This window comes from Microbacterium xylanilyticum (genome assembly GCF_054654695.1).
This window is the reverse complement of record NZ_BAAIEN010000002.1, coordinates 3,108,077-3,126,194: the sequence shown is the minus strand read 5'-3', so window position 1 is coordinate 3,126,194 and position 18,118 is coordinate 3,108,077. Positions and strand designations below refer to the sequence as shown.

The 18,118-nt window shown below is 70.8% G+C and carries 14 protein-coding genes; 10 read left to right on the top strand and 4 right to left on the bottom strand.

Translation table 11 applies throughout. From position 1 onward, the window contains the following. Window positions 1-83: 83 nt before the first annotated feature. The gene (locus tag ACYQ1L_RS15620) at window positions 84-1,088 is read right to left on the bottom strand and encodes a glycosyltransferase family 4 protein (RefSeq protein WP_460004972.1); all 1,005 of its coding nucleotides are present in this window, start codon (window positions 1,086-1,088) and stop codon (window positions 84-86) included. Between the two features lie 112 nt (window positions 1,089-1,200). On the opposite strand from ACYQ1L_RS15620, the gene ACYQ1L_RS15615 reads away from it, so the two are divergent. The 3 genes from ACYQ1L_RS15615 to ACYQ1L_RS15605 are packed head-to-tail and all read left to right on the top strand — an operon-like array spanning window position 1,201 to window position 5,316. Next, on the top strand, window positions 1,201-2,358 hold the full coding sequence (locus ACYQ1L_RS15615) for a glycosyltransferase family 4 protein (RefSeq protein WP_460004971.1): 1,158 nt from the start codon (window positions 1,201-1,203) through the stop codon (window positions 2,356-2,358). Beyond that, complete coding sequence (locus tag ACYQ1L_RS15610) at window positions 2,351-3,370, top strand: glycosyltransferase family 2 protein (protein ID WP_460004970.1); 1,020 nt, start codon at window positions 2,351-2,353, stop codon at window positions 3,368-3,370. Before ACYQ1L_RS15615 ends, ACYQ1L_RS15610 begins: the two co-directional genes overlap by 8 nt. Then, window positions 3,367-5,316, top strand: a complete 1,950-nt coding sequence (locus tag ACYQ1L_RS15605) for a glycosyltransferase (RefSeq protein ID WP_460004969.1) — start codon at window positions 3,367-3,369, stop codon at window positions 5,314-5,316. Before ACYQ1L_RS15610 ends, ACYQ1L_RS15605 begins: the two co-directional genes overlap by 4 nt. Here the strand turns inward: ACYQ1L_RS15605 and ACYQ1L_RS15600 are convergent. Both ACYQ1L_RS15600 and ACYQ1L_RS15595 read right to left on the bottom strand, forming a co-directional pair. Beyond that, window positions 5,309-5,944 (bottom strand): glycosyltransferase family 4 protein, encoded by a 636-nt coding sequence (locus tag ACYQ1L_RS15600; protein WP_460004968.1) that lies wholly within the window; start codon window positions 5,942-5,944, stop codon window positions 5,309-5,311. The genes ACYQ1L_RS15605 and ACYQ1L_RS15600 overlap by 8 nt on opposite strands. Beyond that, window positions 5,941-6,444 carry a glycosyltransferase gene (locus ACYQ1L_RS15595; RefSeq protein WP_460004967.1) on the bottom strand — a complete coding sequence of 168 codons (504 nt, stop codon included), beginning with the start codon at window positions 6,442-6,444 and terminating at the stop codon, window positions 5,941-5,943. The genes ACYQ1L_RS15600 and ACYQ1L_RS15595 overlap by 4 nt, the downstream gene beginning before the upstream one ends. Window positions 6,445-6,624: 180 nt before the next feature. Between ACYQ1L_RS15595 and ACYQ1L_RS15590 the strand changes: the two genes are divergently transcribed. Both ACYQ1L_RS15590 and ACYQ1L_RS15585 read left to right on the top strand, forming a co-directional pair. After that, a complete protein-coding gene (locus ACYQ1L_RS15590; RefSeq protein ID WP_460004966.1) occupies window positions 6,625-7,647 on the top strand; it encodes a glycosyltransferase family 4 protein in 1,023 nt (340 codons plus the stop codon). Further along, complete coding sequence (locus ACYQ1L_RS15585; protein ID WP_460004965.1) at window positions 7,644-8,765, top strand: glycosyltransferase; 1,122 nt, start codon at window positions 7,644-7,646, stop codon at window positions 8,763-8,765. The genes ACYQ1L_RS15590 and ACYQ1L_RS15585 overlap by 4 nt, the downstream gene beginning before the upstream one ends. Window positions 8,766-8,966: 201 nt before the next feature. On the opposite strand, the gene ACYQ1L_RS15580 is transcribed toward ACYQ1L_RS15585, so the two are convergent. Further along, window positions 8,967-10,478, bottom strand: coding sequence for a sugar transferase (locus ACYQ1L_RS15580; RefSeq protein ID WP_460004964.1), 1,512 nt, complete (start codon window positions 10,476-10,478; stop codon window positions 8,967-8,969). Window positions 10,479-10,844: 366 nt separating this feature from the next. Between ACYQ1L_RS15580 and ACYQ1L_RS15575 the strand changes: the two genes are divergently transcribed. From ACYQ1L_RS15575 to ACYQ1L_RS15555, 5 genes are read left to right on the top strand one after another with little or no spacing between them, the layout of a single operon-like run. Next, complete coding sequence (locus ACYQ1L_RS15575) at window positions 10,845-12,710, top strand: polysaccharide biosynthesis protein (protein WP_460004963.1); 1,866 nt, start codon at window positions 10,845-10,847, stop codon at window positions 12,708-12,710. After that, entirely contained in the window at window positions 12,707-14,737 is a 2,031-nt protein-coding gene (locus ACYQ1L_RS15570; protein WP_460004962.1) for an NAD-dependent epimerase/dehydratase family protein, read from the top strand. The genes ACYQ1L_RS15575 and ACYQ1L_RS15570 overlap by 4 nt, the downstream gene beginning before the upstream one ends. After that, on the top strand, window positions 14,734-15,993 hold the full coding sequence (locus tag ACYQ1L_RS15565; RefSeq protein ID WP_460004961.1) for a glycosyltransferase family 4 protein: 1,260 nt from the start codon (window positions 14,734-14,736) through the stop codon (window positions 15,991-15,993). The genes ACYQ1L_RS15570 and ACYQ1L_RS15565 overlap by 4 nt, the downstream gene beginning before the upstream one ends. After that, window positions 15,990-17,039 (top strand): polysaccharide biosynthesis protein, encoded by a 1,050-nt coding sequence (locus ACYQ1L_RS15560; RefSeq protein ID WP_460004960.1) that lies wholly within the window; start codon window positions 15,990-15,992, stop codon window positions 17,037-17,039. The genes ACYQ1L_RS15565 and ACYQ1L_RS15560 overlap by 4 nt, the downstream gene beginning before the upstream one ends. Then, window positions 17,036-18,118 carry a polysaccharide biosynthesis C-terminal domain-containing protein gene (locus tag ACYQ1L_RS15555; protein ID WP_460004959.1) on the top strand — a complete coding sequence of 361 codons (1,083 nt, stop codon included), beginning with the start codon at window positions 17,036-17,038 and terminating at the stop codon, window positions 18,116-18,118. The genes ACYQ1L_RS15560 and ACYQ1L_RS15555 overlap by 4 nt, the downstream gene beginning before the upstream one ends.

Sequence of the window (18,118 nt, the reverse complement as noted above, 5' to 3'; positions counted from 1 at the left end):
GTCCCCGCACGGAGATCGCGGAATCACCCCACATGTCCACGGGTACGAACATATCGGTTGTGCGCGACCGCCGTCGCGGAATTTCAGCGGACGACGGATCGCCACAGCTCGGCGTGCGCCCGCGCGCTGCGCTCCCAGGTGAATTCGGCCGCGCGGATCCGGCCAGTCTGCACGCGCGCCGCGACACCCGCGTCGTGCTCGAGGGCCCACAGGATCCCCTGGGCGATCTCGTCCGGCGTCGGCTCCACGAGGATGCCGCCCTCGCCGACGACCTCGGGCAGTGCGCTGGTGCGCGCCGCGACGACCGGGGTGCCCGCGGCCATCGCCTCGAGGGCGGGAAGGCCGAACCCCTCGTGCAGCGAGGGCACCACCACCACGGATGCCGCGGCGACCAGCCCGGGAACGTCCTCGGACGGCACCCGGCCGATCAGTGCGGTGCGGGGGAGCGGTGCGAACAGCGCGGTGCGACGCGGGTGGGCGGGGCCGGACAGCACGAGCGTCACGTCGGGGCGGGCCGAGGCGACCCGCTGCCACGCCTGCGCGAGCGCGTCGAGGTTCTTGCGCTTCGAGGCGCCGCCCGCGTGCAGCACGTACGGTCCGGTGACGCCCAGCTCCTGCAGGCGCGCCGCGGAGAGAGCGGGGGCGTCCAGGAAGCGGGAGTCGACGCCGTTCGGGATGGCGTGCACGCGCTGCAGCCCGAGGAACTCCGCCGCATCGTCCGCCGAGAACTGCGACGGCGCGACCACCGCCGCGGCCCGGCGCAGTTCGGCGGCGGCGAACGGCTCGGGCGCGGACTCGTCGTCGAACCGCCAGGCGACCGTGTCGTGGATCGTGATGATCTCCGGCACCCGGGCAGGCGGGAGTCCGAGCCCCATCCGGTGCACGACGTCGGCCCCGGGGTACATCGCGGCCCCCACGACCCGGCGCACCGCGGTCGGCGCCCGGCCGGTGATCCAGGTCGGCAGGCGCACCGTTCCGGGCAGCGGGGAGCGCAGCGATCGCGCGATCGTGCGCCGCACCCGCGCCGCGTCGCCGAGCGCCGCGGGGGCGCGGGCGATGAGCTCCTCCTCGTAGACCTGCTGTCCCATCGGCGCCGCCGTGGCCGAGGTCGCGAATGTGATATTGATGGTGACGCGACCTCCGGTTGCGTGGCGGGGCGGATCGGCCCACGATGAGAGCGTATCGAGAGCTGGGGGCGTCGTGGCAGAAGTCGTGCTGATCGCGAGCTCGTTCCTGCCGCGGGTCGGCGGGGTCGAGGAGCACGTCCGGCACGTGGCCGCGCGACTGCGCGCTCAGGGCGTCGACGTCGCGGTCTGGACGGTCGATCAGGGCGACGAGGTCCCGACGGCCGTCGACGGCGTGCCGGTGCGCGTGCTGCCCTGCCCGATGCCCGCGCGCACGCCGCGTGCGCTGCTCTCCTTCGCCTGGCGCGGCCCCGTCGCCGCCGTCCGCTGGGCCGCCGCACTGGCACGGGATCGTCCGCGGATCCTGCACGTGCAGTGCTTCGGACCGAACGGGGCCTGGGCCCTCCCGGCCTCCCTCGGGCGGCGCCTGATCGTGACCAGCCACGGCGAGACGTCCGCCGACGCCGACGACGTGTTCGCGCGGTCGGCGCTGCTGCGGGCGGCGCTGCGCCGGGCCCTGCGCCGCGCCGACGCCGTCACCGTCGTCTCCGCCCCCGTCGCCCGCGATCTGGTGGACCGGTTCGGGCTGCGCGAGGGGGCCGCGGCGATCATCTCGAACGGCGTGGACCTGGGCGAGGCATCCGGCCCCCGGATTCCCGGTCTCCCGGCGCGCTACGTGCTGGGGATCGGACGCCTGGTCGAGACCAAGGGGTTCGATCTCCTGCTGGAGGCGTTCGCGCAGGCGGGGCTCCCCGCCGACGTGGGCATCGTCCTCGCGGGGGACGGCCCGGCCGGTGCGGACCTGCGGGCGCAGGCCGGGCGTCTCGGCCTCGCGGATCGGGTCGTGTTCACCGGACGGCTGGATCGTGCCGGCATCGTCTCGGTCGCCGCCGATGCCGCGGTCCTCGCGGTTCCGAGCAGGATGGAGTCCTTCGGCATCGTCGTGCTGGAGGGGTGGCGCGCCGGGATCCCGGTGATCGCGACCGACCACGGCGGCCCCGCGGAGCTGATCCGGGACGGCGTGGACGGCATCCTCGTCGATCCCGCCGATACGCCGGGCTTCGCGGCCCGGCTCGCGCAGATCCTGGCCGATCCGGCCCGTGCACGCGCCCTGGGCGCCGCGGGACGGGACCGGGCACCCGACTACACCTGGGAGGGGGTCGCCGCCGGCTACGCACGCCTGTACGCGTCGCTGCAGCGCACCGCCGGATCGGCGCGGAGCGCTCATGGCTGAGTCGTCCGTGCTGGTCAGCGTCGTGATCGCGACGAACCGGGCCGGGGAGTTCCTCCGCGAGGCCCTCGCCTCGGTGCGCGAGCAGACCCACCCCGCCGTCGAGGTGATCGTCGTCGACGACGGATCCCCCCGGCCGGAAGCGGTGGCGGCGGCGGCCGAGGAGGTCCCCGGGGCTCGCATCGTCCGCCTCGACCACTCCGGTGCGAGCGTCGCCCGCAACGTCGGCGCCGCCCTCGCCTCCGGACGCCACCTCGCCTTCCTGGACGACGACGACCGCTGGGATCCCGACCGCATCGCCGCCGCGGTGGCGCGGCTCGAGGCCCGACCCGACGCCGTGCTCGTCTACTGCGGCATGCGCACGATCGATGCCCGCGGCCGGGTGCTCGGCGAGGCCGACCAGGTGGCCGTCGCCGGCCGCCTCGACGTCGCTCGACGTCGCACCGGGATCCTGCTGCCGAACGTCCTGATCCGCGCCGATGCGTTCGCGGCGGTCGGCGGATTCCACTCCCGGATCCGTCTCGCCGAAGACCTCGACCTGGTGCTGCGGCTCGCCGAGCACGGGGCGTTCGTCTTCGAACCGCGTGCGCTCGTGGACTACCGCACGCACGATGCCAACACCACGCGACGGCATCGGGCGCTCGTGCGCGGCATCGACCGCGTGCTGCGGCTGCACCGCGCGGCCGCGCAGGAGGACCACGACGCCGCGCTCGTCGCGGCCCTCCAGGAGAGCCTGCGCAAGAACGACCGGTTCGCCTGGTGGGCGGCCGGCCGAGCCGCCCGGTCGGCGCTCGCCGCAGGGCACCCCGGTACGGCGACCGCGGAGCTGCTCTGGGCCGCCCGCACGGCGCCGCGGGGGTTCGTCGACGGGCTGGCGCGTCGGCTGCGGCGCCGGGAGCGTCCCGCGGGTGCGGGGTCGGCGGGGCAGGATCCGGCGGGTCGGGATCCGGCGGTTCGGGATCCGGCGGGGCAGGATCCGGCGGGTCGGGATCCGAGCGAGGGAGGCGGGCGATGAAGGTGCTGCGGATCGCGCACCACGGCGTGGTGACGCCGTGGCGCGAGCGGGAGCGGCAGCTCCGCCGTCTGGGCGAGGACGTGTCGCTGGTCTCCGCCCGGCGGTGGAACGAGGGCGGCCGCCCGGTGGCCTTCGCGGCGGAGGGCGACGACTTCGTGACCGTGGCGAACACCGTCGGCACGCATCCCAACGCCTTCCTCTACGACCCGCGGCCGCTCTGGCGGGCGCTCGGATCCCGGCCGGATCTCATCGACCTGCATGAGGAGCCGTTCTCCCTGGCGACGGCCGAGGTGCTGCTGCTCCGGGCCGTGCGGCGGGTGCGCGCCCCCTACGTGCTGTACTCGGCGCAGAACCTCGACAAGCGGTATCCGGTGCCGTTCCGCTGGTTCGAGCGCTGGGCGCTGCGCGGGGCGGCGGGGGCGTACGTCTGCAACCGCGAGGCCGGCGAGATCCTGGAGCGGAAGGGACTGCGCGGTCCCGCGGTGCTGATCCCGCTCGGGGTCGACATGGCCGACTTCTCCCCGCGTCCGCGGGACACCCCCTCGGATGTCCCGGTGATCGGCTACGTCGGGCGGCTCGAGCCGAACAAGGGCGTGTCGGTGCTGCTGCGAAGCGCCGCCCTGCGCGACGGATGGCGGGTCGAGATCACCGGGGACGGCCCGCAGCGGCAGGAGTTGCAGCGCCTGGCCGCGGACCTCGGGATCGAGGATCGGGTCTCGTTCCGCGGGTTCGCGCAGGGTGCGGCGCTGGCGGAGGCGTACCGCCGTCTCGACGTCGTCGTGGTCCCCTCGCTGCCCTGGCCGGGGTGGCGCGAGCAGTTCTGCCGGGTGGCGGTGGAGGCGATGGCCTCCGGCGTCCCCGTCGTCGCCAGCAGCACCGGCGCGATCCCCGACGTGGTGGATCGAGCCGGGGTGCTCGTACCGCCGGACGACCCCGACGCCCTCGCCGCCGGGGTGGACGAGGCGCTCGATCCGGACCGGTGGCGGGCGCTGCGCGCCGAGGGCCTGGAGCGCGCCGCGGAGTTCACCTGGGAGCGCGTGGCGGAGCAGCAGCAGCGGTTCTACGCGGACACGACCGCCCGGGACGGCGGCCGCGGCGGTCACCCGCCGCAGGTGGTCGCGGTCGCGTACGGCGACCCGGACATGCTCGCCGGCGCCGTGGACGCGCTGGGCGGGGGGTTCTCCGTCACCATCGTCGACAACTCCTCCTCGGCCCGCACCCGGGAGCTGGCGCAGCGGCACGGCGCGGTCTACCTCGACCCCGGCCGGAACCTCGGCTTCGGCGGAGGCGTGAACGCGGCGCTGCGGTCGCTCGCGGAACGCGGCCTCGCCGGCGACGACGTGCTGCTGCTGAATCCGGACGCGCGGATCCCCGGCCGCGAGGTCGAGCGGATGTGCGCCGTGCTGCGCGCCGACATCGGCATCGCGGCGGTCGGGGCGACGCAGACCGACCCGGACGGACACCCGGCACGGGTGTGGTGGCCGTTCCCGACGCCGTGGCGGGCCTGGATGGATGCGGTCGGTCTCGGCCGGTGGGATCGGGCGCACGGCTTCGCGATCGGATCCGTGCTGCTGCTGCGCGCCGAGGCGATCGCCCGGGTGGGGATGTTCGACGAGCGCTTCTTCCTGTACGCGGAGGAGGTGGACTGGCAAAAGCGCGCCGTCGCGGGAGGATGGCGGATCGAGGTCGCGGCGGTCGAGGCGACCCATGTCGGCGGCGGCACCAGCGGGAACGAACTGCTGCGCGAGGCGCTCTTCTTCGCGAGCACCGAGACCTACCAGCGCAAGCACGCGGGCGCACCGGGCTGGTTCTCGTTCCGCGTCGCGATGATCGTCGGCGCCGCGATCCGGATCCCGCTGCTGCGCGGCGAACGCCGAGCCGGTGCGCGCCGGCGGCTGCGCATCTTCTGGGAGGGACCCGTCCGGTACCGGCGCCGTTTCAGCTGAGGTTCGCGCGCTTCTCCGCGTGCACCTCGCGGTACACGTCGAGCGTCGCTCGCGCGGCGGCGTCCCAGGTGTACGCCGACGCGTCCCTGCGGGCCCGCGCACCCAGGCGCGCGCGCAGCTCCGCGTTCTGCACGACCGGGGTGAGCGCGTGGGCGAGGCCCGCCCCGTCGCGGGCGGCGAAGAACCCGTTCTCTCCGGGGACCACCAGATCCTCCGTCCCGTTCACCCGGGTCGTCACCAGCGCAAGCCCCGCGGCGGCGGCCTCCAGGGTGACCAGGGCGAACGCCTCGTACAGCGTCGGGAACACGAACACGTCACCGGCCTGGAAGTAGTCCTCGACGGCCGCGGAGTGCCCGGCGAACACGACGCGGTCCGCGACGCCGAGCCGTCGCGCCTGCGCGAGGAACGGGTCCTGGTCGTCGCCGCCGACGACGAGCACTCGGACGTGGCTCGGCAGCAGCGCCAGCGCGTCGATGAGCGGCGCGAGTCCCTTGCGGCGGAACTCCTTGCCGACGAAGAGGAGCACGACGTCCTCGTCGCGCAGGCCGTGCCGTGCGCGCACACGGGCGCGGCGGTCGGCGGCGTCCGCCGGCTGGAACTTCGCGGCGTCCACCGCGTTGGGGATCACGGTGATGCGCTCGGGGGTACACCGTAGTGCGTCGCCAGTTCGCGCCCGACGCCGTGCGAGACCGCGATGACGTGCCGATACGCGCCGGGGCGGTAGTTGCGGCGCTCGACGTGCAGCACCGCTTGGTGATGGGGGTTGAGCAGAGCGCGGGCGGCTTCGCCGTTGCGGAACTTCATGCCCCACCAGGCGCGATGACAACTGTGCGCGGTGATGACGTCCTGGCTGCGCAGTGCGCAGGCACCCTGATTGTGGGTGAGGTCGAATCCGTCGGAGCGGATCTGATCGCTCGCCGCCGCCGAATAGGTCATCGGGATGAGGAACCCGGGCCGCGAACGCGCCTCGATCGGTTTCCAGTGCAGCGGCGGTGCCGGAGCAGGGGAGACGTCGGTCGCGACGAGTGTCAAGTCGACCTCGTCGGCGAGACGCGTGGCCAGTTCGTACGAGGCGCGCTCGATTCCGCCTTCGTGGTTGAACCGGTAGGACGACATCGCGACGCGCACGTCGCCATGCTAGAACATCGGAGGCCCCTCCTCGGCGGCGGCTCCGCGCCGTAGGACTCCGGCGGCGAGCCCTCGGCACCGGTCGCCGTCGCCGAGCGCCGGGACGCGCGGATCCCTAGAATGGTGCGACGACGCGGAGCGGGATCCGGGGGCTCCGCGCGGTGATGGGGAGGCGGATGCATGCGCGTCGTCCAGGTCGTGTGCTCGGACGGGTACGGCGGGGTCGAACGCTATCTGCTGAACCTCGGACGCGGTCTCGCCGTGCAGGGGATCGACGTGGTGATCGTCGGCGGAGCCGGATCCGAGATGAGAGGCGCCGCGGATGGCTTCGGAACCTGGCTGCCCGGGGATTCGCCGTGGCAGGCGTGGGCGTCGCTGCGCTCGCTCGGGCACGCGGACATCGTCAACACGCACATGTCGCAGGCCGACGTGGTCGGATGCGTGCACCGGCTGACCGGGCATCGCACGCGTCTGGTGAGCACGCGGCACTTCGCGGCCACCCGGGGCAGCAGTGCGCTCGCACGCGGGGTGCTCCGGCCGCTGGCGCGCGCCTTCTCCGCGCAGATCGCCATCTCCCGGTTCGTGGGGGCGGCGGTGGAGGACGACAGCGTCGTCGTGCACAGCGGCGTCGAGTCCCGGGATCCAGTCGACGACGCCCGCCGGGAACGCATCGTGCTGGTCGCGCAGCGGCTCGAACCCGAGAAGGACACGGCGACCGCCCTGCACGCCTGGGGTGCGTCGACGGCCAGACGGCGGGGCTGGCGGCTGCAGATCGCGGGTGCGGGATCCCAGCGTGCGCTGCTGGAGGCGCAGACGCGGGCGCTCGGCCTGGACGGCGAGGTGGAGTTCCTCGGGTTCCGTGAGGACGTCGATGAGCTCGTGGCACGCGCCGGGCTGGTCCTCGCCCCGACTCCCCGGGAGGGGCTCGGGATCCTCGTCCTGGAAGCGATGGCGGCAGGGACCCCCGTCGTTGCGGCGGCGAGCGGCGGACATCTCGAGACCATCGGCGCCGCGGCGCCCGACCTGATCTTCCCGCCGCAGGACGCGGCTGCCGCAGCGCGGATCATCGACAGCCTCGTCGACGATCCGCTGCGGCGGCTCGAGGCCGGCGCGGCGGTGCGCCGGGCACAGCGCGAGGGCTTCACGATCGAGCGTCAGGTGGCGGGTACCTTGGCCGTGTACCGAGAGGTGCTGGGCGCATGACGGGGCACGAGCTCGTCGTCCTCTCCCTCGAGCCGTGGGACGACGTGTGGCGCCGAAACCAATACCTGGTCGACGGGATGCTCCGCCGGGATCCGCAGACCAGGGTGCTCTTCGTCGAGCCCCCTCGCGACCGGCTGCACGACCTCCTGCACGGCCGCCGCCTCGGGCGGGGGGCGGGACTGCGCGCCGCGGGCGGGTACGACGGAAGGCTCCAGCTCCTGCAGCCGACCAAGCTGCTGCCGCGCCTCGCCGGTGCGATGGCGGACGCCCTGCTGCGCCGCGAGGTTACCGCGGCGATGCGACGGATCGGCCTGCGGCACCCGATCCTCTGGGTCAACGACTCGCACGGCGCCGGCCTCGTGCGGCGCACGGGGCTGCCGTCCCTCTACGACATCACGGACGACTGGCTGGCCGCTGAGCGGCCCGGCCGCGAACTGCGCCGGCTGCGGCACGACGAGGACGTGCTGCTGTCGCGATGCGGTGCAGTCGTGGTGTGCTCCCCGGCGCTGGCGGCATCACGCGGCGCGCGTCGGCCGGTGCACCTCATCCCCAACGCCGTCGACGTGGCGCGCTACCGCACCCCCGCCGAACGCCCCGTGGATCTGCCGGAGCGGTCGGCCGTGTATGTCGGAACACTGCACGAGGACCGGCTGGACGTGGAACTGACCGCCCGCACCGCCCGCGCGCTGGCCTCGGCCGGCGGATCCGTCGTGCTGGTGGGACCGGACGCGCTGGCCGCGTCGAGCCGCGAGGCACTCAGGGAAGCAGGTGTGCGGATCACCGGCGCACGGGAGTCGGGGCGGGTGCCGGGATATCTGCAGCACGCCGACGCGCTGATCGTCCCGCACATCGTGGATCCGTTCACGGAGAGCCTGGATCCGCTGAAGCTGTACGAATACCAGGCCGTGGGGCGTGCGATCGTGAGCACCGCCGTGGCGGGCTTCCGGGATGCGCGCGGCGTCTCGATCTCCACGTCCGCGGAGTTCCCGGACGCCGTGGCGGACGCGGTTCGGGCGTCACAGCCGGCGCGGCCCGTCGAGGGAGTGCCGGACTGGAGCGACCGCGTGGCGGCGATGGCGGGCGTCCTCGATGCGCTGAGCGCGGGCGGGGCGCATTGACGCTGCGACGCCGCTCTCCGAAACCGGTGGGGTGCGCGGCGGAGCTCCGCTCCGAGAAAGGCATCTGCCCGGGTGCCGTCGTCGGCACCCGGGGGCCCAGGGATCCGCGGCCGCGGCGCCGCACCGTGATTGGGGAGGAGTGCGGTCGAGGGGATTTCGACCGCGGTCGCGGATCCGGTCTGGAGTCTGGTTTCGTCCGGGTCAGTAGGCCCCTTCCGGCGCGATCATGACCCGGGCGGTCCGCCAGATGATGAGCAGGTCGTTGGTCACAGACCAGTTCTCCACGTAGCGCAAGTCGAGCCGCACGCTGTCCTCCCAGGACAGGTCGCTGCGACCGCTGATCTGCCACAGTCCGGTGATGCCGGGCTTGATGTACAGGCGGCGACGGACGGTGCCGTCGTAGGTGACCACCTCGGAGGGCAGCGGCGGACGCGGTCCGACCGCGCTCATGTCGCCGATCAGCACGTTCCAGAACTGCGGGAGCTCGTCCAGCGAGTACTTGCTCAGGAATGCACCCACCCGGGTGACCCGGGGGTCGGCCTTGAGCTTGAACAGCGGTCCAGAGCCTTCGTTCTGCGACTGCAGTTCCGCCTTGCGCGCTTCCGCGTCGACGCCCATCGAGCGGAACTTCACCATCCGGAACATCTGCCCGTCGCGGCCGACCCGCTCCTGGCGGAAGAAGATCGGGCCCGCACTGTCGATCTTGATCGCCAACGCGATGAACGGGAAGACCAGGGCGACCCCGATCAGCGCGGTGAACGCGATCGCGACGTCCATGGTGCGCTTGAGGGCGTACCGGCCGCCCTCGAACGTCGGGATCTCCACCTGGATCAGCGGCAGCCCTTCGATGGCCTTGAGCGACATGCGCGGCCCCGCGACGTCCGCGAGCGGGCTGGACAGCACCAGCTCGGCGGCGGTGCCCTCGAGCTGCCAGGCGAGCCGCTTGACGTAGTCGGGGTCGCTGCGCAGCGTGCTCGCCACGATGACGGCATCGGCGCCGAGCCGCTGAGCCACCTGCGCCACCGTGTCGACCGTGCCGTAGGCGCGGATCAGCCTGCCGCCGTCCATGATGCCGTGGGCCTGATCGCCGACCAGGGTCACCCCGACGACCTGATACCCCGCCAGCCCGCTTCCGCGCACGGCGTTCACGACGTACTCGACCTCGTCCAGGCCGCCCACCACGAGGGCCCGCGACACATACTCGCCGGTCTGACGCTGTCGCACGAGCCAGCGCCGGGCCAGCCAGCGTCCGATCAGCAGCGCCGGGATCCCGACCGGCACATCGATCAGCAGCTGCGTGCGGATGCCCTGCGACTGCAGCAGGATGAAGCCGATCGCGAGCACCCCGAACGCCAGCGCGGTCGCCTGGATCACCCGGCGGTACTCCGTGGTGCCGTGGCCGATCACCTTGATGTCGCGCGTCTGGCACAGGGCGAGCAAGACCAGCCAGATCGCGCAGGTGAGCACGAACACGCGGAAGTACTGCCACGGCGAGTCCTGCAGGTAGATCACGTCGACCTGCGCTATCGACGCGATCTGGATCCAGGCCGCCGCCCCCGCGGCGAACAGCACCACCGCGAGATCGGCCAGCACCAGCAGCCGCCGGTAATGGCGCTGCCACTGATTGCGCCGCTCGATTGCCGGGGCAACGTGCGGCGTGATCCCGATCCGCGGCAGCAGCCCCTCGATGCGCGGCATCCCGAATGCCGCCACCGATTCCGATTCGACTGCGCGCGATGACCCGGCCGGGTTGACGGCCGTCATCGTCCTATCGCGGCAACCCGCACGCAGTCAGCGTCCCCATACGCCATGTTTGCTCCCCAGCACACACGGGCACAACGAACATGATCCGTCGTGCTTCCCCAGCGGCAACCGGCCTTCCCACAGGCTGGTCTGGGCATCCCACATGCCCTACCGAAATTCCACCATACCCATCCGGAGCCGCGAGCGGAAGCGCCTCGCAGGAAGTTTTGAGTGGATCCGTCTCGCGGCGCCGATTGGAAGGGCCCCGGGGATCGTGAGACAATTCATAGACTCGGAACCTCATGGACCGGGGCTCTTCGGCAGAAACGGGAAGCCATGACATCCTCTGCTCTCGATGAGAGCGTCGCCTTCAGCGGCGTGATCCCGGGGCCGAAGCGCGGCCGTCGGCAGCTCATCGCGATCGCCGACGGTACAGCGTGGATGATCGCCGTGATCCTGGCGGTGGCGCTCCGCGTCGAGTACCACATGCCGCCGTTCGGCTGGCTCTCCACGTTCCTTCTGGGCCTCGGCGCCGCGGTCCTGCAGGTGACGATCGGCCACATGTGGGCCATGTACCGCGGGCGCTTCCCGTTCGGCTCGTTCGACGAGGTGCGGGCGCTCGCCGCAGTCGTCTCCGGGATCACTCTCCTGCTGTCTCTCGTCATCATTCCCCTCGGTCCGCTCCTGAAGGTGCCGCGGGGCACGGTGCTCCTGTCCGCGCCGATCGCCCTGATCCTCATGTTCGCGCTGCGCTACGTCGGGCGGCTCGCCCTCGACAAGGCGCGCAAGCCGGGCAGCGGCACGGAACCAGCGATCATCATCGGGGCCGGTTACATGGGAGACCGCTTCCTCTATACCGTCCTCACCGACCCCGCATCGCCGATCCGCCCCGTCGCCCTGCTCGACGACGATCCGGCGAAATCGCGGCTGCATCTGAGGGGTGTTCCGGTGCTGGGGCGCACCACCGACATCGCGAGGGTCGCCGATAGGACGGGAGCGAAACTCATCGTCATCGCCATCGGCGGCGCCGACAGCGTCGTGCTGCGCGAACTCACCGACCGCGGTGAGCGGGCCGGGCTACGGGTTGTGGTGACCCGGTCGCTCATGGACTCGATGCTCGGCGAGTCGGACCGGGTGGACGTCCGCGACATCCAGATCGAGGATCTCATCGGCCGCCACCCGGTGGACACGAACGTCGAGCTCATCGCCGGCTACATCACCGGCAAGCGCGTGCTGGTCACCGGCGCCGGCGGATCGATCGGCTCCGAGCTGTGCAGGCAGCTGGCGAAATTCGGTCCGCGCGAGCTCATCATGCTGGACCGCGACGAGACCGGTCTGCAGCTGGCGCAGCTCGGCACGGTCGGGCACGGGCTGCTCGATACCCGCGATGTGGTCCTCGCGGACATCCGCGATGCCGATCTGCTGAACGCGGTCTTCGAGGACCGCCGGCCTGAGGTGGTGTTCCACGCAGCGGCCCTGAAGCACCTGCCGATGCTGGAGCAGTACCCGGACGAGGCGTGGAAGACGAACGTGATCGGGTCGCTGAACGTGCTGAACGCGGCGCTCCGGGTCGGCGTGACGACCTTCGTGAACGTCTCGACGGACAAGGCCGCGAACCCCACGAGCGTCCTCGGGCACTCCAAGCGCGTCGCCGAGAAGCTGACAGCCTGGGCCGGCGACCGGTCGGGCATGCGGTATCTGTCGGTCCGGTTCGGGAACGTCATCGGCAGCCGTGGTTCCATGCTGCCGACCTTCCAGGCGCTCATCGCCGCCGGCGGGCCGATCACCGTCACGCACCCCGAGGCCACCCGGTACTTCATGACCATCCCGGAGGCCTGCCAGCTCGTGATCCAGGCCGGCGGGATCGGTCGAGCCGGCGAGGTGCTCATCCTCGACATGGGCGAGCCCGTCTCGATCCTCGAGGTCGCGAAGCGCATGATCGCCATGTCGGGTGGGAACATCGAGATCGTATTCACCGGGCTGCGCCCTGGAGAGAAGCTGCACGAGGATCTCGTGGGGTCGCGGGAGGACCTGGAGCGGCCGTTCCATCCGCAGATCTCGCACACCCGCGCGAACGCGATCGAGCCGGAACGTCTCGACCATGCGGGCTGGATAGAGCGGATGGTGGCGATCCCACGCGACAACGACACCGCAAAGATTCAACGGATCGGCCTTGACGCCGATGCCCGCACGACGCGATGAACTGGCTCGTCCTGACCGGGCTCGTTCTCGGCCTCCTCGTCGCCGCGGTCGTCCCCGCATTCCTTCGGCCGATCCTGACCCACCTCGGCGTCGTGGACGTTCCCAATGAGCGCTCGTCTCACGCGCGTCCGACGCTTCGCGGCGGGGGAGTCGGTCCGCTCGTCGGCATTCTCGTGGGGGGAGGAGTGGTCGCCGCAGGGCTCATCGACAGCAGGGAGACGGTGCCGTTCGTCGCGGTGGTACTGAGTGCCGCCGTCATGGGTGTCGTCGGGGCCGTCGAGGATCTGCGCGGTCTCGACGTGACGGTGCGCGCAGGGTCACAGCTTCTCGTCGGAGCCTTCGCCACGATTGGGCTCGGCGCCTTCGTCGGCGCACCCGGGTGGGTCATCATCGGTGGCGTCGTGTTCTTCGCCGCGTATGTCAACTTCGCCAACTTCATGGATGGCATCAACGGTATCTCCGGCCTCTGCGGCGGGGTCGCCGGTGGAGCCTTCGCTGTGATCGGCGTGATCCAGGATCACTCCTGGCTGGTTGCCGCGGGGCTGCTGATGGCCGTCGTCTTCGCCGCATTCCTCCCTTGGAACCTGCTTCCGCCGGGAATGTTTCTCGGCGATGTGGGCAGCTACCTGCTCGGCGGTTTCGTGGCGGTCACGGCGATCGCCGCGGCGTTCGCCGGTGTGCCGCTGCTCACCGTGCTCGCACCTCTCTCGATCTGCCTCGTCGACACTGTGTCGGCGCTCGTCCGGCGCGCGAGCCGCGGCGAAGCGGTGCTGAGCGCCCACCGAACCCACGCGTACCAGCGTCTGACCGACACGGGCCTCTCGCATGTGCAAGTCTCGATCCTCGTCGCGGGGCTCTCTGCTCTCAACGCCGGCCTCGGCATTGCCGCGATGCGCGGCGGACCCTGGTTCTGGGGTGCACTTGGCCTCGTCGGCTTCGTCTGCGCGCTTTATCTCCTCTTGCCGCGATTCCGCGGGAATCGCCTCCCCGCACGTCCTGTGCGCCGGATCGGCCCGATCGAGCAGCCTCGCGGAATTGCGCCGCGTGAGGGCTTCCGCCCGCTGCGCTTCGCGGTCGTCGGGGCGACCGGGTTCGTCGGGTCGGCATTGATCGCGCATCTGCGCGCCCAAGATCTCGACGTCGTCGCAGTCCGAGCACCGCGCGTTCGGTTGTCTCCGCAAAGCCACGACCCGTATGAGATCGCTTCGGGATCCGCTGATCCGATCTTCGACGCGGATCTGGCCGCAATGATCGGTCGGGTCGACGTCGTGATCAACGCCGCAGGACTGGCGACACCGGACGCGATCCCCAGCGAAGACCTCTACGGGGCCAACGCGCTCCTCCCGGTGCTGATCGCCCGAGCCGCGGAAGTCGCGGGCGTTCGTCGGGTGATCCATCTCAGCTCCGCGGCGGTCCAAGGCCGCCGCGCGATCCTCGATGAATCGCTCGAGGCATCGCCGTTCTCGCCGTATTCGCGTTCCAAGGCCTTGGGGGAGCGGGCCTTCCTTGTCTCGTGCCGAGGGGATTCCGCCCCGGATCTGATCGTGATCCGGGCGACATCCGTGCAGGGTCCGGGCCGGGGCACGACCGAGTCGCTGCGGAGGATCGCGCGCTCCCCGCTGGCGAGCGTGGCGGGTGCGGGGCGCCAGTCGACCGTGGTGAGCAGCATCGACGGTCTCATCGACTTCGTCACCGGCGTCGCGCAGAGCGAGCGGTCCCTCGGGTCCGTCATGCTACAGCCGTGGGAGGGGCTCTCCGCCGCCGACGTGCTCCGCATCGCTGGCGGTCGGGCGCCGCACCACCTCCCTGTCGTCTTCTGCCGGATGCTCGTGATGATCGTGCGCGCCGTCGGTGTCGTCGTCCCCGAGATCGCCGGCGCGGGGCGCCGCCTGGAGCTGATGTGGATGGGGCAGCGGCAGACGTCGTCCTTCTCCCATGAGTTCCCCGCCGTCGAACGGGAACGGCTGGAGCACATCCTCGCGGGCTGCGTGTACAGCGAAGCGGGATCCGGGGCGGCGGAAGCGTGAGACTCGGCATTCTCAGTCAATGGTTCGACCCCGAACCGGGGCCGGCGTCCCTGCCCGGGGTCTACGCCCGGGAGCTGATCGAACGCGGACACGAGGTCCGCGTGCTCACCGGGTTCCCCAACTATCCCGACGGGGTGCTCTATGACGGCTACCGCATGCGCCCGCGTACGCGTGAGCACGTTCCCGGCATGGGCATCACGCGCGTTGCGCTCTATCCGAATCACGGATCGTCGGCGCTGGGGCGCGTCGCGAACTACGTCTCCTTCGCCGCGTCTGCAACGGCGCTGTCCGGGGCAGCACTGAAGGACGTCGATGCGGTGTGGGTGTACAACTCGCCTCCGACTGTGGGTCTTCCACTGCTCTGGCACACCCGGTGGGGGCGCAAGCCGTTCTTCCTCCATGTTCAGGATCTCTGGCCGGACTCACTGATCGACAGCGGAATGCTGCCCCGAGGGAAGGCGGGCGCGATCGCGGAAGCGGTGATGGCGAAGGTGGTCCGGGTCACCGAAAGGCACGCCGCGGTCATCGGGGTCAGCTCGCGGAGCGTGTGCGACATCATTCTCGAACGGCACCCTGAGGTTGATCCTCGCAAGATCGTGTACGCGCCCAACCCGACGAATGAGGAACTCTTCCGACCGGTCGATGTCGTGCGCGCCGAGAAGACGATCCCGACGCACGCGGACGCGGTAGAGGTCATGTATGCAGGCGCCGTCGGTGACGTTCAAGGCATGGACACGCTTCTCGACGCGGCAGCGCTTCTTCGCGACCGCACGGACATCCGAGTGACGATCGTGGGCGACGGGATCAGCCGACGGCGTCTGGAACGGCGCGCTCAGGAGGAGCGTCTGACGAACGTCAGGTTCCTCGGCCGCGTGCGGCAGGACACCATCCCGGAACTCCTCGCGCGCGCGCAGATACAGCTTGTGAGTCTCTCAGACGCGCCGTTCCTGGCGTACACGACTCCCAGCAAGATCGCATCCCTGCTCGCCTCCGCGGTCCCGATCATCGGGCATCTCGCCGGAGACGGCGCCCGCTTGATCAACGATGCCGGGGCGGGTCTGGTCGTCGGCCCGGGCGATGCCGAGGGCCTCGCGGCTGCGATCGCGCAGATGGCCGATGCCGGCCCCTCCGCGTGGGCAGGCTACGGTGAACGAGGACGTCGCTACTACGACTCCCACCTGTCTGTCGGGTCTACGACGGTGAGGATCGTCGATTCCCTAACAAATGTGATGAAGAGCAATGGAGGCCGAGGGTGAACGACGCTTACACGGGCAAGCGGATACTGGTGACCGGGGGGACGGGGTCCTTCGGGCACACCGTGGCGCGCAAGCTGCTGGAGCGTGACGTCGCAGAGATCCGGATCCTCAGCCGGGACGAGGCGAAGCAGGACCTGATGCGCCACGAGCTGAGCGATCCGCGCCTCCGGTTCTACGTTGGCGATGTCCGCGACTACAGCAGCGTCGAGCGAGCGACGCGCGAAGTCGACTACGTCTTCCATGCCGCGGCGCTCAAGCAGGTCCCCTCGTGCGAGTTCTTCCCGATGGAAGCCGTACGCACGAACGTGATCGGCAGCGAGAACGTGGTCCAAGCGTGCGAGTCGAACGGCGTGACGTCGCTGGTCTGTCTCAGCACCGACAAGGCCGTCTACCCGGTGAACGCCATGGGCATGTCCAAGGCGATGATGGAGAAGGTCGCGCAGTCGCACGGGCTGAACAACCCGCATGCCGCGACCAAGGTGTCGCTGGTGCGGTACGGCAATGTGATGTACTCGCGCGGATCGGTGATCCCGCTCTTCATCCGCCAGCTCAAGGCGGGCAAGGATCTCACTGTCACGAACCCGGACATGACCCGGTTCATGATGTCGCTGGCGAACTCGGTGGAGCTTGTGGAGTTCGCGTTCCGGAACGCCAATCAGGGCGACCTGTTCATCCGCAAGGCCCAGTCGTGCACGATCCGCGATCTGGCCCAGGCGGTGATCAACCTCTTCCGCTCCCGCTCCGCGATCGAGGTGATCGGCACCCGTCATGCGGAGAAGGTCTCGGAGGCCCTCGCCACGCGCGAGGAGCTGGCCCGGGCGCAGGACATGGGCGACTACTTCCGCGTCGTCGCCGACAAACGCGACCTGAACTACAGCGCCTACTTCGAACAGGGCGACGTAACCCAGACCGAGTTCGCCGATTACGACTCGCACACCGTGGAGCGGATGAGCGTCGAAGAGGTCGAGGACCTGCTGCTCACACTGCCCGAGGTGCGTGCGGAGCTCGCGGCGGCCGGGATCGAGGCAGAGGACCGCGTCCGATGACGCGCGTCGCGCTGACCGGCGCGCGCGGATTCCTCGGCTGGCACACAGGGCTCGCGCTACGCGAACAGGGCGCCACCGGTGAGGGGATTGCCGTCGGCGCCGGCTTCAATCTCGCCGCGGCGACGAGCGCGCTCGACGGTGCGAGCCGCGCGATCCACATCGCGGGCGTCAACCGTGCGGATGACCAGGAGGTCCACGACGGCAACGTCCTGTTCGCAGGGCAGTTCGCGCAGGCGCTGCGCGAGGTAGAGGTCCCGCCGCCGGTGGTCGTGTTCGCGAACTCGACGCAGGCAACAAACGGCTCGGTCTATGGCGAGGCGAAGCGGCAGGCAGCGGAGATCGTTGCCGAGGCTGCATCGGCGGTCGGCGCGGAGTTCGTCGACATCGTGCTCCCGAATCTGTTCGGCGAGCACGGGCGCCCGTTCTACAACGCCGCGACGGCGACGTTCTGCCACCTCCTCGCGGAAGGCTCCCAACCCACGGTGGAGAACGACAAGGAACTGACGCTCCTGCACGCGCAGAACGCGGCCGACCTGCTGCTCGGCAACCCGCCCGCCTCTTCGGAGGTTCAAGAGACTGTGTCCGGGCTGCTGCAGCGCCTCGAGGTGATCGCCCAGACGTACTCTCGGGGCGAGATCCCCGATGTCGCCGACCCGTTCCAGCGGGACCTCTTCAACACGTACCGTTCCTACACGATCGAGAAGCTGACTCCGATCGGGCTCACCCGGCACGCCGATGCGCGGGGGTCGTTCTTCGAGGTCCTCCGCTCGCACGGCGGCGCCAGCCAGTCGTCCTTCTCGACCACGGTGCCGGGCATCAGTCGCGGCGACCACTTCCACCGGCGCAAGATCGAACGGTTCACGGTGCTCGCGGGATCGGCGACGATCTCGTTGCGTAAGCTCTCCACGGATCGCGTGCACGAATTCGTCGTGAACGGCGAGGAGCCCGCCGCCGTCGACATGCCGACGGGGTGGTCGCACAAGATCACGAACACCGGCGACGAGACGCTCTACACCTCGTTCTGGACCGACGATCTGTTCGATCCCGAACGTCCCGACACCATCGCAGAGGCAGTGTGA

Coding starts and splice junctions, on each gene's coding strand:
- ACYQ1L_RS15620 (WP_460004972.1), bottom strand. CDS start 1,088: ATGGGACAGCAGGTCTACGAGGAGGAGCTCATCGCCCGCGCCCCCGCG.
- ACYQ1L_RS15610 (WP_460004970.1), top strand. CDS start 2,351: ATGGCTGAGTCGTCCGTGCTGGTCAGCGTCGTGATCGCGACGAACCGG.
- ACYQ1L_RS15605 (WP_460004969.1), top strand. CDS start 3,367: ATGAAGGTGCTGCGGATCGCGCACCACGGCGTGGTGACGCCGTGGCGC.
- ACYQ1L_RS15590 (WP_460004966.1), top strand. CDS start 6,625: ATGCGCGTCGTCCAGGTCGTGTGCTCGGACGGGTACGGCGGGGTCGAA.
- ACYQ1L_RS15585 (WP_460004965.1), top strand. CDS start 7,644: ATGACGGGGCACGAGCTCGTCGTCCTCTCCCTCGAGCCGTGGGACGAC.
- ACYQ1L_RS15575 (WP_460004963.1), top strand. CDS start 10,845: ATGACATCCTCTGCTCTCGATGAGAGCGTCGCCTTCAGCGGCGTGATC.
- ACYQ1L_RS15570 (WP_460004962.1), top strand. CDS start 12,707: ATGAACTGGCTCGTCCTGACCGGGCTCGTTCTCGGCCTCCTCGTCGCC.
- ACYQ1L_RS15555 (WP_460004959.1), top strand. CDS start 17,036: ATGACGCGCGTCGCGCTGACCGGCGCGCGCGGATTCCTCGGCTGGCAC.